The organism is Ruegeria arenilitoris (assembly GCF_013031355.1).
Lineage (GTDB): Bacteria > Pseudomonadota > Alphaproteobacteria > Rhodobacterales > Rhodobacteraceae > Ruegeria > Ruegeria arenilitoris_C.
The window spans coordinates 173,478-189,284 of the sequence record NZ_WPZO01000004.1 but is presented as its reverse complement, the minus strand read 5'-3'; the positions used below and the strand labels follow the sequence as shown (position 1 = coordinate 189,284).

The 15,807-nt window shown below is 60.5% G+C and carries 15 protein-coding genes; 6 read left to right on the top strand and 9 right to left on the bottom strand.

All coding sequences use genetic code 11. From position 1 onward, the window contains the following. Nucleotides 1–22: 22 nt before the first annotated feature. The 3 genes from GOX63_RS11920 to GOX63_RS11910 all read left to right on the top strand — a co-directional run bounded on the left by GOX63_RS11920 (nucleotide 23) and on the right by GOX63_RS11910 (nucleotide 3,926). Nucleotides 23–1,057, top strand: a complete 1,035-nt coding sequence (locus tag GOX63_RS11920; RefSeq protein WP_170326199.1) for a glycosyltransferase family 4 protein — start codon at nucleotides 23–25, stop codon at nucleotides 1,055–1,057. Nucleotides 1,058–1,168: 111 nt separating this feature from the next. Then, on the top strand, nucleotides 1,169–2,191 hold the full coding sequence (locus GOX63_RS11915) for an aspartate-semialdehyde dehydrogenase (protein WP_170326198.1): 1,023 nt from the start codon (nucleotides 1,169–1,171) through the stop codon (nucleotides 2,189–2,191). A gap of 124 nt (nucleotides 2,192–2,315) precedes the next feature. Continuing rightward, entirely contained in the window at nucleotides 2,316–3,926 is a 1,611-nt protein-coding gene (locus GOX63_RS11910) for a DUF4139 domain-containing protein (RefSeq protein WP_170545807.1), read from the top strand. A gap of 21 nt (nucleotides 3,927–3,947) precedes the next feature. Here GOX63_RS11910 and GOX63_RS11905 read toward each other — a convergent pair whose 3' ends face one another. From GOX63_RS11905 to GOX63_RS11870, 8 genes are all read right to left on the bottom strand, one after another. Beyond that, complete coding sequence (locus GOX63_RS11905) at nucleotides 3,948–4,994, bottom strand: ABC transporter ATP-binding protein (RefSeq protein WP_170326196.1); 1,047 nt, start codon at nucleotides 4,992–4,994, stop codon at nucleotides 3,948–3,950. Then, complete coding sequence (locus GOX63_RS11900) at nucleotides 4,994–6,241, bottom strand: MGH1-like glycoside hydrolase domain-containing protein (RefSeq protein ID WP_367646713.1); 1,248 nt, start codon at nucleotides 6,239–6,241, stop codon at nucleotides 4,994–4,996. The genes GOX63_RS11905 and GOX63_RS11900 overlap by 1 nt, the downstream gene beginning before the upstream one ends. Nucleotides 6,242–6,246: 5 nt before the next feature. After that, a complete protein-coding gene (locus GOX63_RS11895) occupies nucleotides 6,247–7,455 on the bottom strand; it encodes a carbohydrate ABC transporter permease (RefSeq protein WP_170326194.1) in 1,209 nt (402 codons plus the stop codon). Beyond that, nucleotides 7,455–8,687 (bottom strand): carbohydrate ABC transporter permease, encoded by a 1,233-nt coding sequence (locus GOX63_RS11890; protein ID WP_170326193.1) that lies wholly within the window; start codon nucleotides 8,685–8,687, stop codon nucleotides 7,455–7,457. Before GOX63_RS11890 ends, GOX63_RS11895 begins: the two co-directional genes overlap by 1 nt. Before the next feature lie 57 nt (nucleotides 8,688–8,744). After that, nucleotides 8,745–10,100 carry an ABC transporter substrate-binding protein gene (locus GOX63_RS11885; RefSeq protein ID WP_170545804.1) on the bottom strand — a complete coding sequence of 452 codons (1,356 nt, stop codon included), beginning with the start codon at nucleotides 10,098–10,100 and terminating at the stop codon, nucleotides 8,745–8,747. A 17-nt stretch (nucleotides 10,101–10,117) separates the two neighbouring features. Next, nucleotides 10,118–11,263 carry a LacI family DNA-binding transcriptional regulator gene (locus tag GOX63_RS11880; RefSeq protein ID WP_254435938.1) on the bottom strand — a complete coding sequence of 382 codons (1,146 nt, stop codon included), beginning with the start codon at nucleotides 11,261–11,263 and terminating at the stop codon, nucleotides 10,118–10,120. Between the two features lie 121 nt (nucleotides 11,264–11,384). Further along, nucleotides 11,385–11,921 (bottom strand): SRPBCC family protein, encoded by a 537-nt coding sequence (locus tag GOX63_RS11875; protein WP_170326191.1) that lies wholly within the window; start codon nucleotides 11,919–11,921, stop codon nucleotides 11,385–11,387. A 105-nt stretch (nucleotides 11,922–12,026) separates the two neighbouring features. After that, a complete protein-coding gene (locus GOX63_RS11870) occupies nucleotides 12,027–12,677 on the bottom strand; it encodes a carbonic anhydrase (protein WP_170326190.1) in 651 nt (216 codons plus the stop codon). A 144-nt stretch (nucleotides 12,678–12,821) separates the two neighbouring features. On the opposite strand from GOX63_RS11870, the gene GOX63_RS11865 reads away from it, so the two are divergent. The 3 genes from GOX63_RS11865 to GOX63_RS11855 all read left to right on the top strand — a co-directional run bounded on the left by GOX63_RS11865 (nucleotide 12,822) and on the right by GOX63_RS11855 (nucleotide 15,391). Then, nucleotides 12,822–13,211, top strand: a complete 390-nt coding sequence (locus GOX63_RS11865) for a hypothetical protein (protein WP_170326189.1) — start codon at nucleotides 12,822–12,824, stop codon at nucleotides 13,209–13,211. A 63-nt stretch (nucleotides 13,212–13,274) separates the two neighbouring features. Then, nucleotides 13,275–14,657, top strand: a complete 1,383-nt coding sequence (locus GOX63_RS11860; protein WP_170326188.1) for a leucyl aminopeptidase family protein — start codon at nucleotides 13,275–13,277, stop codon at nucleotides 14,655–14,657. Beyond that, on the top strand, nucleotides 14,654–15,391 hold the full coding sequence (locus tag GOX63_RS11855; RefSeq protein WP_170545801.1) for a C40 family peptidase: 738 nt from the start codon (nucleotides 14,654–14,656) through the stop codon (nucleotides 15,389–15,391). Before GOX63_RS11860 ends, GOX63_RS11855 begins: the two co-directional genes overlap by 4 nt. Here GOX63_RS11855 and GOX63_RS11850 read toward each other — a convergent pair. After that, a complete protein-coding gene (locus tag GOX63_RS11850) occupies nucleotides 15,388–15,738 on the bottom strand; it encodes a DUF2794 domain-containing protein (RefSeq protein ID WP_170326186.1) in 351 nt (116 codons plus the stop codon). The two genes, GOX63_RS11855 and GOX63_RS11850, sit on opposite strands and share 4 nt — an antisense overlap. Nucleotides 15,739–15,807: the final 69 nt, after the last annotated feature.

Here is a 15,807-nt window from a genome sequence, read left to right as displayed (position 1 = left end):
GCTGGAACCGTCAGGAGAGCCCATGTCCGACCCGCGCGTCATTGCCCCCAATCTGAAACGCCGGCTTTCGGGCGTGACCGCGACGATTGCCCGGCTGGTGCCGCTGCAAGTGCAGTGGATCGACATCGCCGCGACCGGGCCGGGCCTGCCCGAAGACATCCCGCATATCCCGCTGGGCCGCCTGCCTTTTCTGTCACGCAAAACCAAGCGCGTCTGGCACGCCCGCCGCAATACCGAGATGCTGCTGGGCCTGTTCCTGCGCAACGTCCTGCGGCTGAGGCTGAAACTGCTGTTCACCAGCGCCTCGCAGCGGGCGCATACCGGTTACACCAAGTGGCTGATCGAGAAGATGGACGCGGTGGTCGCCACCTCTCGCAAAACCGCCGGGTATCTGGAACGGGACGCGCAGGTGATCATGCATGGCATCAACCTGCAGGATTTCACCCCGCCCGAAAACAAAGCGGCGGTGCGTGCCCGACTGGGCCTGCCCGATGGCCTGCTGCTGGGCTGTTACGGCCGCATTCGTCACCAGAAAGGCACCGACGCTTTTGTCGACGCGATGATCGACCTGTGTGGCCGCTTTGACGACGTGCACGGCATCGTCATGGGCCGCGCCACCGAGAAACACACTGGTTTTTTGGCCGAGCTGCAAGACAAGGTCGCCAAGGCGGGCCTGTCCGACCGTATCCTGTTCATGCCCGAGGTCACCGTCGATCAGATCGCTGAATGGTACCAGGTACTGGACCTGTTCATCGCCCCGCAACGGTGGGAGGGATTCGGGCTTACTCCGTTGGAAGCAATGGCCTGCGGCGTGCCGGTTGTGGCCACCGATGTCGGCGCGTTTTCCGAGATCGTCACCGACCCGTCGCTGGGTCGCGTGGTGAAACCCGGTGATATCCCCGCCCTGGCTGATGCTGCCGCCGACATGCTCGCGAACCGCGATTCCCTGACGCAATCTGGCATCGCCGCCCGCGCGCATGTCGAACAGAATTTCGACATCAACGGCGAGGCCAGAACCCTTGTGGCGCTCTACGAGAAGCTTCTGAACGACGCCTGATGCCATTTGCAGCGTAAAATCGGCGTCATTGCGGCAAATAAACCCCGAAAACTCTTTTTTCTTTGCCGCAACGCAGCTATGAACGCGCGTCCTTAACTTTGGAGACATGAAATGGGCTATCGCGTCGTTGTCGCCGGCGCCACGGGTAACGTGGGCCGCGAAATGCTGAACATCCTGGCGGAACGCCAGTTCCCGGTCGATGAAATTGCCGCTCTGGCAAGCCGTCGTTCGCTGGGCACAGAAGTTAGCTTTGGCGACAAGACACTGACTACCCAGGACATCGACACCTTCGATTTCACCGGCTGGGACATGGCGTTGTTCGCCATCGGCTCGGACGCAACCAAGGTTTACGCCCCCAAGGCGGCGGCCGCTGGCTGCGTGGTGATCGATAACTCGTCGCTCTACCGCTATGACCCGGACATTCCGCTGATCGTGCCGGAGTGTAATCCGCAGGCGATCCACGACTACAAAAACAAGAACATCATCGCCAACCCCAACTGCTCGACCGCGCAGATGGTTGTCGCGCTGAAGCCGCTGCACGACCGTGCCAAGATCAAGCGCGTTGTCGTGTCGACCTATCAGTCGGTTTCGGGTGCCGGTAAGGATGGCATGGACGAGCTGTGGGATCAGACCAAAGCGGTCTACAACCCCACAACGGACGTGCCGCCGAACAAGTTCCAGAAGCAGATCGCCTTCAACGTCATTCCGCAGATCGACGTCTTCATGGAAGACGGCTCGACCAAGGAAGAGTGGAAGATGGTTGTCGAGACCAAGAAGATCATCGATCCGTCGATCAAGGTCACCGCAACCTGCGTCCGCGTTCCGGTCTTCGTCGGCCACTCCGAGGCCGTGAACATCGAGTTCGAAGAATTCCTGGACGAAGACGAAGCCCGCGACATCCTGCGCGAGGCACCAGGCATCATGGTGATCGACAAACGCGAACCCGGTGGCTACGTCTCGCCGATCGAATGCGCGGGCGACTTCGCCACGTTCATCAGCCGCATCCGCCAGGATTCAACCGTTGAAAACGGCATCAACCTGTGGTGTGTCTCGGACAACCTGCGCAAGGGTGCCGCCCTGAACGCGGTTCAGATTGCCGAACTGCTGGGCCGTGAGGTTCTGAAAAAGGGCTGACCCCCTTCCAACTGAAATGCCACAAGGGCCACCAAATTCGGGTGGCCCTTTTTCTTTTTCTTGTAGTGAAATGAAGCGCCTGCAACCCTTGCGGGAAGCCGGAACCATTTCTCTGCGAGCACTTATGAAAAACCTGTTTTATCTGTTGGCGCTTGCGCCGACGTTGCTGTCTGCCGAAACATTCACAATCGACACCAAAGTCAGCGAAGTGACAGTATACCCACAAGGAGTCGAAGTTCTTCGAACCGGAACCTATTCGATCCCTGCAGGCACACATCGGCTGGTACTGTTGGGCGTCCCGGCCAGTGATCCGGATACCCAGTTGTCAACGATGCAGGTTCAGGCCGATGGGCTCAGCCGATCCGCGCTTATTATTCGCGGAGATGATGTACCGTGGCACGACTACGTCAGCGATGAGGTCAAACAGGCCGAGGATCGCGTCACCGATATCGAAAACCAGATCGCGACCGTAGAGGACAGGGCCGAAACTGCGCGGCTCAGGGCCGAGGCGGCCCGCCATAAGATCGCATTCCTGTCCAATCTGGGTCGGAACGAGGGTCTGGCAGGTTCAGATGCTGAAAACCTGCGCAACATCGCCCAAATGGTTGGAGAAGAATCTCTGAACGCCGAGAACACTGCGCAAACCGCCGAAATCGAAGCACGCAAAATCGAAGAGAAACTGGTCGATCTGGAAGAGCAACTGAACGCAGCTCAAGCCGATTTGGCTGCCTTGCTGCCAGAAACGGACGAGCGACTGTTCATCGCCGTGGACGTCACTGCCAAAGCAGCGTCCGAGGGCGCTATTTCCCTGTCTTATATCGATTTCTACAACGCGGACTGGCAACCCGGATACGAATTTGATCTGAAGACCACAGACACGCCCGAAGTTCGGATCGACCGACGCGTTCTGGTGACGCAGGAGACCGGCGAGAACTGGCAGGACGTCAGGCTTAGCGTGTCGACACTTCAACCCGTTGGGCAAAACAGCGCTTCGCGTATCTTTCCCCAGCGCAGGTCAATCAGCGAATACGTTGCAAATCTTGAAGAACCAGTTGTCGAAGCCCCCGTGGTGGTGGAGGAAACTGCGGGCTTTGCACCTGATCCCGCATCCGTTCAGGGCACCGGCATCACCTATACCTTGTCCGAGCCGATCTCGATCGCAAGCGGATCTGAAATTGCCGAATTCGCCCTGGACAGCATGACCCAGTCGGTTGAACTGTATGCGCTGGCAAACCCAAGTCGCGATGAAACGGCGTATCGCACAGCACGTTTCACCAATCCTTACGACCAGATGTTGCTGTCGGCGAACTTTGCCAGATGGCGGGTCAACGGAGTGTTGGTGGCAACGGACAGCACCGCAAGCATTGGTCCAAGGGAAGAGGTTGAGATGGGGTTTGGCCCGCTTTACGCCCTGACCGTCAAGCGCGACATCCTGGGGCGTAGCCAAGGCGATGTTGGCCTGATCTCACGCTCCAATCAAAGTCAGGAACGCGCGCAGATTAAGGTTGAAAATCTGACAGGCGAAACCTGGCCGCTTCGCATTTTGGACCGTGTGCCTTTTTCCGAACAGGACGATCTTGAGATCACCTGGACCGCCCGGCCGAAACCAAGCGAAGAAAACGTAGATAACCGGCGCGGCATTCTGGCGTGGGAGCTGGAGTTGGCGCCGGGTCAATCGGAGACGATTCAATTGGATACCAAACTCAGTTGGCCCGAAGGAATGGAGCTGCACTGATACGCTCCATCCCGTGCCACCTCACAGCGCCTGCCCCTCCTCATCAAAAAACTGGAGCTTTTCCGGCGCGAAGTGCATGCCGATCTTGGTGCCTGCCTTGATCTCGGTATCGCCACCCAAGCGGACAGTGACTTTCTCCTCGGTGCCGCAATCGACGATGACGAACATATCGGCGCCGAGGTATTCGACCACCTCGACCAGGCCGTCACTGTGACCCGCGCCGGGTTCGACCACGCTGATATGTTCCGGGCGTATGCCCAGCATCGTGGCCGTGCCTGCACGGTCAAACGGGCCGCTGCCACCGTTTTCCAGTTGGAACTGGTCACCAGACACGGTGCAAGGCAGGACGTTCATCTTTGGGCTGCCGATGAACTGCGCTACGAACAGGTTCGCGGGGCGTTCATACAATTCGCGCGGGGTGCCGACCTGAGCAATCTTGCCGAACTCCAGCACCACAATGCGGTCGGCCAGGGTCATCGCTTCGACCTGATCATGGGTCACGTAGATCATGGTGCGGTTGAGGCTTTGGTGCAGCTTGGCGATCTCGTACCGCATCTCGACCCGCAGGGCGGCGTCGAGGTTGGACAGGGGCTCATCGAACAGGAATGCGGTGGGGTCGCGCACGATCGAACGCCCGATGGCCACACGCTGACGCTGCCCGCCGGACAGATCCTTGGGGCGACGTTCCAGATAAGGGTCCAGCTTGAGCACCTCGGCGGCTTTGCCCACACGCTCGGCGATCTCGGCCTTCGGAACACCCGCCACCTTTAACGAAAAGCCCATATTCTCGGCCACGGTCAGGTGGGGGTACAGAGCATAGGACTGGAACACCATGGTCAGCCCGCGTTTTGACGGCGGATGATCGGTGACATCATTCCCGTTGATCAGAAGCGACCCGCGCGAGATATCCTCGAGCCCGCCGATCATCCGCAACAGGGTCGATTTCCCACAGCCCGAGGGGCCAACGAAGACCACGAACTCACCCTCTTCGATCTGCAGGTCGATGCCTTTGATCACCTGCACTTCGCCGAACCATTTCTCGACGGATTTGAGCTCGATGCTGCCCATCAGTTCCTCCCTGCCCAATGCAGCCAGACGGCGGCTGTCCAAGTGAATGAGTTGCCCCCGGCCGGACTGCCGGTGATCGGGTCGTAATATTCGGCAAAGCCGTGGCCCGCGATCAGACGCGCGGTTTTCAGGCGCAGGGCTTCGGCTTCGACGCCGTGGCCCATTTCCGCAAGGCCAAAACCCGCCAGCATGTTCATGAAGGCCCAGGTCGGTCCGCGCCAATAGCGGCGCTCATCAAACTTGGGCATGTTCGGATCATAGCTGGGGATCGGATGCGGCACGGTTGTCAGAACGGTTTTCACACGGTCCAGCATTTGCGAGGAGTCAATCCCCCCATACCAGCACAGATAGCTCGCGTTAGAGACGCTTTCGGCCCATTCACCCGTATGCGCATCGCGGGCGTCAAAGGCGCCCAGCGCCTCGTTCCACAACGACCGCGCGCCCGCCTCAAGCCGGGCCACATCCGCATTAAGACCCTCGGCCGCGATGCCAAGCTCCTGACTGATGGTCAGCAGATCGCGGGCGGCGCGCAGGGTGGTGAAGCTCATGGTCGGGTCGGCGACGCGGAACGGGTTCAGCTCCAGCAGTTTCGCCTGATCCCAGCCGGCCTCGCGCCCGATCTGCACCAGTTTGATATAGCGGTCATAGTCGTATTTGGTGGGCCGGTCGGCACTGTTCACATGGCTGGTGTCGCGGCGCTGATATTCACCCACATCCGAGGCGTCGATCCCCGCCATCGCACCATCCCAGTCCGGCGCGTTGTCGCGCCCGGCTTCCCACGGATGTGTGGTGCAGACGGCGCCGTGTTCGTCCAGACGCCAATTCATGAACCAGCGGTGCCAGGCCAGCATGGCCGGGAACAGGGCGCGAAGGCGCGCTTCACCCACTACGCGATCTTTCTCCCAGACCCGCCGTGCCATGGTGGCGGCCAGCGGCGGTTGGGTCACACCGGATGACGCAATCGGCCCGGTGCCGCCCCAGACATCCGGCCCGGGGAAATAGCCCGGATCAGGTTTATGGAACAGGATATGAGGCACCATGCCGTCCGCCCACTGGCCGGAAAACAACGTCTCAAGCTCGACCCAAGCGCGGTCGATGTCGAACTCGGCAAAGCCCAGCGCCGCAACCGCGCTGTCCCAGTTCCACTGATAGGGGTAAAGGCCGCTGGTCGGGATCGTATAGCCGCCCCGATCATTGGCAATCAGGATGTTGCGGGCCGATTCACTCGGCGTCGTATAGTAGTTCATATCTGTCATCCTTTGACCGAGCCTGCCGTCAGGCCTTTGGTCATGAAACGTTCAAGCCCCAGGAACAGGGCCATGATCGGAACGGTGGCAATCACCGCACCGGCCATCAGGTGTTGGCGGGGGATTTCCGAGGAGTTCAGCATTGTGACACCTCGGGTCAGAGTGAATTTCGACGGGTCGTCCAGCAGCATGAAGGCCAGCAGGAATTCATTCCAGGCAATCATGAAGACATAGAGCGATACCGACGCCAACGCCGGCAGGCTGAGCGGCAAGGTGATCTTCCAGATCACCGCCAGACGCGACAGGCCATCCATCAGACCGGCCTCTTCGACCTCGGTCGGCAGACCGCGGAAATAGCCCTGCAGCATGTACAGCGCGACCGGGATCGTGGTGACCGGGTAAATCATCACAATGCCAAGGATCGAGTTACGCAGGCCGGTCAGCGAGAACGCGATATAGATCGGCAATGCCAGCACGATCATCGGCACCATGTAGATCAGCAGGATCGAGCGCGAGAACGCCTTTTGCCCCTGAAACCGGAACCGTGCCACCGCATAGGCGCCCGGAACGCTGAACAGCAGCGTGATGAACACGGTCAGGCACGAGACATAGAAGGACGTCCACAGGTAGCTGCCGAAATTGAAGTCGCGGAACAGCTCGGTATAGCTGCGCAACAAAGCCCAGCCCTGAGATAGGTCGACTGAGAAATCTAGCGGGTTCTGCAACAGTGCCTGCTGTGATTTCAGGCTGGTCATCACCATCACATAGAAGGGGATGATTACGATGGCGGTGAAGAAGATATAGCCGAACCCTGTGCAGAACCGGATCACCGCGTCTTCGTATTCGTGGCGGGTCAGTTCCCCAAACGGCAGTTCCTTGAGAATCGCAGCCAGTGAGACATGCATCACCAAGGCCACCGAGATCACCGTCACCAGCAGAGCCAGCAGCGTCGTATCCGATCCGATCAGAACCGGGCCGAAGCCGGTCAGGCAGGACAGGCCCAGCAAAGCTGAGACGCCCAAGCGCGCCGGGGCGTGGCGGGCGGGAAAGCGAACATAGACAAGCCCGGCCACTGCGCCCCAGATCAGGCTCAGCAGAACCTGCGGGCGAAACGCCGCGCCGGTGGCGAAAGACATGGTGACCGCGATGGTGGTGGCAATCACCACCATCCACAACGCGCCCAAAACCGGGCCGGTGATATACCCTTTGCGCATCACAGGCCCTCCTCGCGGCTGATGAACTTGAAGAAGACAAAGCTGAAGGCGATCAGGCACATCAGGATAACCACGGCCACCGCCGCGCCCGCCCCAATATTCGAGACCGCAAAGGCCTGCTCATAGACATTCACGGTCAGCGTACGGGTGCCTGCATTGCCGCCGGTCAGCAGGAAGATGTCGTCGAACTTGTTGAAGGTCCAGATAAAGCGCAGCAGGAACAGCACTGACAGGATGCCCAACAGTTGCGGGATGCTCAGCAGCCAGAACTTCTGGAACGGAGAGGCCCCATCCATATCCGCCGCCTCATACATGCTGCTATCGATAGACTGCATCCGCGCCAGGATGAACAGGAAGGACAGCGGGAAATAACGCCAGATCTCGAACACCGTGACCATGATCAGGGCCAAGGGGCGTTCCCCGAAGAAATTGATCGGCTCACTGCTTAACCCCATCTGCACCAGAAGCGCATTGGCCGAGCCCGAGAACGGGTCAAACAGCGTAACCCAGGTAAAGGCCACGGCGATGACTGGGGCCACATAGGGAAACAGGTAGAGGCCACGGATAAAGCCTTGCCCCTTGAAGCTTTTGTTCAGCAGCAGCGCGGCAAACAGGCCCATCACCAGCGCGCCGATGGTGCCAAAGACGGTATAGAACAGGGTGACCCCAAGCACGCCCCAGAATTCATCTCCGTCAAACACCCGGGCGAAGTTTTCAAGGCTAAACTCGAAATTGGTCAACACGCTGGGGCCGCTGCCGGTCACGTCGGGCTCGGATTCTTCAACCAATTCCTCGAACGCATCCGGGTCGCCATCGACCTCGATCGGAATGCGGATACGCTCCCGCTGGCCGCCCTCAAGGGCGCCGAAGTCGCAAAACAGATCCTGCCCATCCAGAACACAGGGCGCGGCGACCTCTCCGGCGGTCACGCCGTCCGGCAGCACATCACTCAGGGTCACACCTTGGATGGCGATTTCCTGGCTTGAGTTGCGCAGCCGGTATTCGATCCGCAGATCGTCGCCCGATCCGCGCAGGCTTTCACGCACGACCGGTGCGGGCGGGCGCAGGTCGGACAGGGTAAAGGGCTTGAAGCTGATCCAGATGATCGCCAGCAGGGGCAGGATCACAACCAGCGACACACTGATGATGGTCGGAGCAAGCAGCGTCCAGGCCAATCGCGCCTCGCGTTTGGCTAACGCCCCGGTTCCGGTCGGTGGGGTGGCCGAAGACATGGGATACCTCGAAGGGTTGTACGCAGCGGCGCGGACGCCGCTGCAGGTGCTGGTTTGTTACTGAACCTTGGCCAGCTCTTCGTTCATGGCCGCAACAGCGGCGGCGGCGTCTACCTCGTCATCGATATACTGACGCACGATCCGGTTGATGGCCTGAGAGTTGATCATTTTCGAGGCCAGCGCCAATTGGCCCTCGGCCACGCCCCAACGCTGTGCCACATCCAGACCACCGACGATCTCGTCGATCATCGCCTGTTCATACAGCTCACCCAGCGGGGCCTTGCGGTCCACGCCCACGGGCAGGTCGGCCCAGGCTTCCGAGAAGGCCGTCGGATTGTCGGCATTGCCACGACGCACCGGGAACTTACCCTCGGGCGCAATGGCCAGTGTCTGGGTATAGCCCTGATCCATGGCGTATTTCACGAACTCCATCGCTGCATCGGTATCCGCATCGTTGGTGATACCGAAGTAACGCACATCACCCCAGGCCGCGCCATCGGGGTTTGACGGGCCGGAAAGTTTGGTCACGATACCGGTCTTGCCCGCCAGATCGCGCGAGGTTGGGTCATCGGTGATGGTCGGCGGGGCGCTGTCACGCAGGCCGGCCAGTTCGTCCAGAATGAAGGGCGACCAGATGATCATCGCGGCCTTGCCGTCAAAATACAGCTCGCGCGATTGCTTCCAGTACAGCTCACCCGGGGGCGACGCTTTGGAGATCGCCTTGTAGAAATCCAGAACCTCGGTGGTTTTGGCTTCGCCCAGCGGCTGGAACCCGTCGGGGCCCACCGGCGAGACGCCATTGGCGAGGAAGACATGCTCCAGCACCTGACTCATGAAGTTTTCGTCGACCTTGGTGGCCGAAACAAAGCCGTACATCTCGGGCGGGTTATGCAGGGCCTCCAGCGCGGCCTGAATGTCGGCAAAGCTGTCGGGAGCGTCCAGACCGGCCTCATCGAACAGGTCCTTGCGGTAGACAACCATCTGAGTCCAGCCATCCACAGGCACGGACGCGGTTTCATCGTTGAACGCAGCCATCGCCAGCGCGCCGGGGGCAAAGGTGTCGGCGCCCAATTCCTCAATCACTTCGGTGGCGGCTTCGGTGTCCAGAATGCCGGCCTCGGCCCAAGGCAGCGCGTATTGCAACGTGTGATAGACCACATCCGGAAGGTCTCCGGCGGCAAAGGCCGCGGTGGCACGGGTACCCAGATCGCTTTCGGTGACAGGGATCACCTCGACCGTGGTGCCGGTTTCAGCCTTGAACTGATCGGCCATCTCTTGCTGTTTGGCCAGACGTTCGGGCTGTTCCTCGGTGGTCCAGAACCGGATCGTGTCGGCCTGCACGGACAGTGCAGTCAGCGCCAGAGCCAGCGACGATCCAAGCATCAGCCTTGCGGCTTTGGGTGTCAGTTTCATGAGTGGTCTCCTCCCGGTTATTCTTTGTTGAGTTGCGTGTGTTTCTTCGCCAGGTCCGCCGGTTTCAGATGCGGCGGCCCGTCTGATTCCCCTTCGACCAGAGTCGCATCGGTCAGCTCGCGCAGGGTGGCAGGGTCCTCGCCCCGGATCTGGCGGATCAGCAAGGTTGCCAGCCGCTGCCCAGCCATGCGGGAATCGACGGCGAACGTGGTCAGCGCGGGGCGCGCATAGCGGCATTCCGGAACGCCGTCATAGCCGATGACCGAGACGTCCCGGCCGATCTCGAACCCCAGATCCTGCGCGGCGGCACAGAACCCCAACGCGGCCAGATCAGTTGCAAAAACAATCGCGGTCGGCGGCTGATCCAGCTGCATCAGCGCCATCGCCTGCGCGGCGCCGTCCTCCCGCGTTCGGGCGCCCTCGCGGATCAGATCGGGATCAAGCGGCAGACCGGCCTGATGCAGTCCTTCGGTGTAGCCATCGCGGCGCAGGTGGCTGTAGTTGAACTTTGGATCGCTGCCGACATAGCCGATGCGCGTATGTCCGAACCCGGCCAGCCGCAGCACGGCCTTGCGCATGGCGGTTTCGCCTGCGATGTCGAACCACGAGGTCTCCTCCCACGTGTTCGGCTGCCCGTACCCGGTGCGACCATAAAGGATATGCGGCACCTCAAGATTGCGCAAAAGCCCGACGCGCGCATCCTTGACCATCGTTCGCGGCAGGATGAAACCGTCCGCCTTGCGCTCCTCGAACAGACGGCTGAGCACTTTCAGCGTGTCCCGTTCCGAGGTCGCGGTGGAAATTGTCATCGTCCAGTCGAGGCTGCTGGCGGCCTCGCAGGCACCGGCCAGAAAATCTTGCAGGAACGGGTTGTGCTGATCGGGCTCTTCGCTGTTCAGCACCATCGCAATGGCGCGCACCTGCCCGGTCCGGATCGCCTGCGCGTGGCTCAGCGGGCGGTAGCCCAGCTTGCGGGCGGCGGTTTCGACCCGGTTCCGCGTGACCTCGGAGATATCGGTATAGCCGTTCAGCGCCCGCGACACCGTGCTTTTCGACAGGCCCAGATGCGCCGCCAATTCGTCCAGCTTCACCCGGCCAGAGACCGAGGTGCGATTCGCTGACGCGAGCGATTGATATGAAGGATTCGTAGTCATTTTTTCCATTTGTTTGCTCCGAAACCGGTTTCGGCAATGAAAAAGTTAAAAAAGATGCAAACTGGTCATTTTTTAGCGCCTTTGAAGAATTTTCATTCCAACGCCGCGACTTACCGAGGGGCGGAGTCCGCTAACTCTGCGTTTCGACCAGCACTTTCAGGTTGGAGAGGCCCCGTTCGTAGTCGCCTCCCACCCATTCATCCATCATCAAACCCATCCATCGCGCCATCGGATTCAGCCCCAGATCGGTGACAAATCCCCAGGTCACCTGCGTCCGTTCACCCTCGGGCTCCAGATCAAACGACGCTGTGGCGGTTCCCATAGACCCGAAATCCAGCGCGGTTCTGACCGTCTGATCGGGGACGCTTTCGATGATCTCCTGCGATCCGGTTCCGACCTGTGGGTGCTCCGAGCTCCAATTCAGAGTATTGCCCACTCCGGCCTCAGGGCCGCTATACGTCAGCTGCGTTGCGGGATCCCGTTCCAGCCATGGCGACCATTTCTCAGTCTCCTGCATCGAATTTACATAGGGAAAAATGGCTGCGGGCGGGGCGTCGATGACAATGCTGCGCGATACTTCGGCCCGCCCGGGCAACAGATACGATACCCCGATCAGCAGCAATACAAGCACAAGCAGAGCCAGAAGAATGCGTTTGATGACTCGCATGAAACGTCCCCGATCCAAACCCGGATAAGGCGACTATAGCAAAAAATAGCGCGGAATCAGAGACCTGATCCCGCACCTGTCAAATCCACGGACTATTCCGATGGGTCAGACGACCACGAACTTCTTTTCCTGCGGATCATAGCATTGCAGCCCGCCCTCGCCGATATCAGTCCACAGCCCATGCAGGCTGAGCGAGCCGTCCTGCACCGCCGAAGACACAAACGGGAAAGTCATCAGGTTCTCGAGCGAGGCGACAACCGCCTGCCGCTCGAACTGCCGCGCCTGATCGACGCTGTCTTCGATATCGGCCACCAGCTCGTATTTCGGCTTCAGAATGTCCATCCAGCGGCCGACAAAGCTGTCTTTGGCCTCCAGCTGCGGGGCTTGGCCTTTGCACATGTCGATACAGCCCTGAACTCCACCGCATTGCGAATGGCCAAGCACAATCAGATGCGCCACCTTCAACGCGGTCACGGCGTATTCAATCGCCGCACTGGTGCCGTGGTGATCCCCGTCGGGCGCGAAAGGAGGTACCAGGTTGGCAATGTTGCGATGGATGAAGAAATCGCCCTGATCCGCCCCGAACATCGACGTCACGTGCACACGGCTGTCGCAACAGGAAATCACCATCGCACGCGGGCGCTGCCCTTCGGTCGCCAAGCGGCGATACCAGACTTGATTTTCGGAATAGGTGGTGGCTTTCCAGCCGTGATACCGTTTGACCAAATAGCCCGGCAGAGGTTTCGCTAAGTCCATTCTTCTGTCCATCTTCGTGTTGCTGAAAGCTGCTCTACCCTGAATTCGCGGAAAATTCGAGCAATTATCCTGCGCGGATGCAAGGTTTTGCAAAGGAATTCATCGTCAAAGTCCGTCTATGCCGTGGGGGCGTAATGAATTGGGGTGAATGTGGTGGATAAGATACTCACGCTTGAACATAAGGAAACCGTCCGGCTGGACCTGGAGCAACTGAGCGGACTGTATCGCCAGCTGGGCGACAAGAACGCGCTGGACGTGTTGTGCCGCACGGTCGAAGAACTGGCCGTACGCCTGTCAAACTGCGAACGCTTCTGGCGGCAGCGCGACTGGGCGGGGCTGCGCAAATGCGCGCGTTCACTGGTGGCGATCGCGGACCAGATCGGCATGGTCGCGCTGGCGCGGGTCGCCGGAGATGTGGCGCAGACTGTGGATACGGGCGATGCAGTGGCCACAGGTGCCACCCTGTCACGGCTGATCCGGGTCGGAGAGAAATCGCTGACCGTGATCTGGGATCAGCAGGATCTTTCCGTCTGACAGGGCTTGCGGACGGGCCGTGGGCGGCTAGGCTGGGCGCAAATCGAACCAGCCGAGTTTTCCATGACCCTGTCCTTTGCTTCGCCCTCTGATCCTTCGCTTCCTCTTCATGTCATCGCGCAACCCGATCTGGACGATTGGCTGGCGGGCCAGCCAGATCGCATCTCGACCTGGGTGCAGGCCAGCGGCTTTACCGGCGCGCTGGGACAGGTTGCGTTGATCCCGGGGCCGGACGGTGCACCGGAATTCGCGGTTGCGGGCTATGGCAAGGCCGCAGGCCGCGCGCGCAAACGGTTTCCGCTGGCCGCCAACGCCGAAGCCTTGCCCAAGGGCACCTATCACATCGCATCGGGCGTGCCTTCGGAGGCGCTGGACACCGAATGTCTGGGCTGGCTGCTGACCGGTTACGCGTTTGATCGCTACGCTGCGCAATCTGGGGCCAAGGCGCGTCTGATTGCCCCCGAAGGGATCGATGCCGCTCGGATCGAAGTTCTGGCACAGGCCGAGGCTCTGACCCGCGATCTGGTCAATACGCCCACCGCAGATATGGGCCCGGCCCAGCTGCAATCCGCCGCCGAGGGGCTGGCGCAGGAATTCGGTGCCTCCTGCAACGTGATCACGGGGCAGGCCCTGCTGGAACAGAACTTTCCGATGATCCACGCCGTTGGCCGCGCCGCCGCGCAGGAACCGCGCCTGATCGAGATGAATTGGGGGGGCTCCGGCCCCAAGCTGACGCTGGTCGGCAAAGGCGTGTGTTTCGACACCGGGGGGCTGAACCTGAAACCCGGCAACTCGATGGCGCTGATGAAGAAAGACATGGGTGGATCTGCCAATGTTCTGGGACTGGCGCGGATGATCATGGCGCTGAAACTGCCGTTACAGCTGCGTGTGCTAATCCCGGCGGTTGAGAACTCGGTCTCCGGTAGCGCGTTCCGCCCGGGTGATATCCTGACCTCGCGCAAGGGTCTGACGGTCGAGATCAACAACACCGATGCCGAGGGGCGGCTGGTGCTGGCCGATGCGCTGACGCTGGCGGATGAGGGCAATCCGGATCTGGTGATCTCGATGGCCACGCTGACTGGCGCGGCGCGGGTGGCCGTTGGCGGCGATCTGGCACCTTTCTACACCGATGACGACAATGCCGCCGATGCGCTGGCGAGGGCCGCAAAACAGGCCGCCGACCCGGTCTGGCGGATGCCGTTTCACGAACCCTATGAGGCGATGATCGAACCGGGCATTGCCGATCTGGACAATGCGCCTTCGGGCGGATTTGCGGGATCGATCACCGCCGCGCTGTTCCTGCGCCGGTTCGTGGGCGAAAGCCGTTACATGCATTTCGACATCTATTCCTGGCAAGCCAGCAAAGCGCCGGGCCGCAGCAAGGGCGGTCTCGGCCAAGGTCCGCGCGCCCTGCTGACTGCCCTGCCCGAGATTCTGAGCCTATGACCAAACAACGCATCATAAACCCCGTGGTCAACTTGCTGCGCCGCCCTGATGGCCCTCGGGACCGGCAGTTGTTGTTCGGTGACACGGTCACCGTAACGGAAACCCAAGGCGGTTGGAGTCACGTGACTGCAGACAAGGACAACTACACCGGTTGGGTCGCCTCGGATCAACTAGGCGCTTGGGTCGAGGACACCCACTGGATCACCGCCCCTGCGACCCACGCCTATGCAGAGCCGGATATGAAAAGCCCCGACCGGGTCTCGCTGAGTTTCGGCAGCAAGGTTCAGGTCCTGTCGGAACAGGGCCGGTTTCTGGAAACCGAACTGGGTTTCATCCCTGCCGTCCACGCCAAGCTGAACGCCACCCATCTGACCGATCCGGTCGCCGTGGCCGAGCTGTTTCTGGGCACGCCCTATCTGTGGGGTGGCAACAGCCGGTTCGGGCTGGATTGCTCGGGTCTGGTGCAGGCCGGACTATTGGCTTGCGGTATCCCCTGTCCCGGCGACAGCGGCGATCAGGAGCGGGAACTGGGGCAGGCTCTGCCCGCAGGCACGGACCCGAAACATGGCGATCTGCTGTTCTGGAAAGGCCATGTCGCCTGGGTCTATGACGACAACATGCTGCTGCACGCCAACGCCTTTCACATGGATGTGACATTCGAACCGATGGATCAGGCAATCGCGCGCATTCTGGATCAGGGCGACGGGCCCGTCACATCCCACAAAAGGCTCTAATCAAGGTCGACCGAGCGGATCAGCTTGCGCTCCAGCACCCGCAGAACGGTGCGCAGGTCGTGGCCGCGTTTCAGAATCCGGCCATCCATGCCGACCACCGAATACATCCCCTGCCTTTGCCGCAGGCGGGGGTGTTTTTCGACGCGGTAGATCGGATGCTCGGCCGTGCGTCGAAAGATGGAGAACACCGCCATGTCCCGCAGGTTGGAAATACCGTAATCGCGCATTTCCCCGGCAGCGACCATCCGGCCATAGACGGACAGGATATAGGACATCTCGCGCCGGTCGAACGCGACGGGCATCTGTGCCGAGTTAGCAGAAAACCGGCTGGGAGGCTGCATGTTCATACCCTCAGCCTTGCCGGAAAATACGTTTGAATCAAGCCCGAGCACGATAAGGTGTGGTTTTTTGGCCGA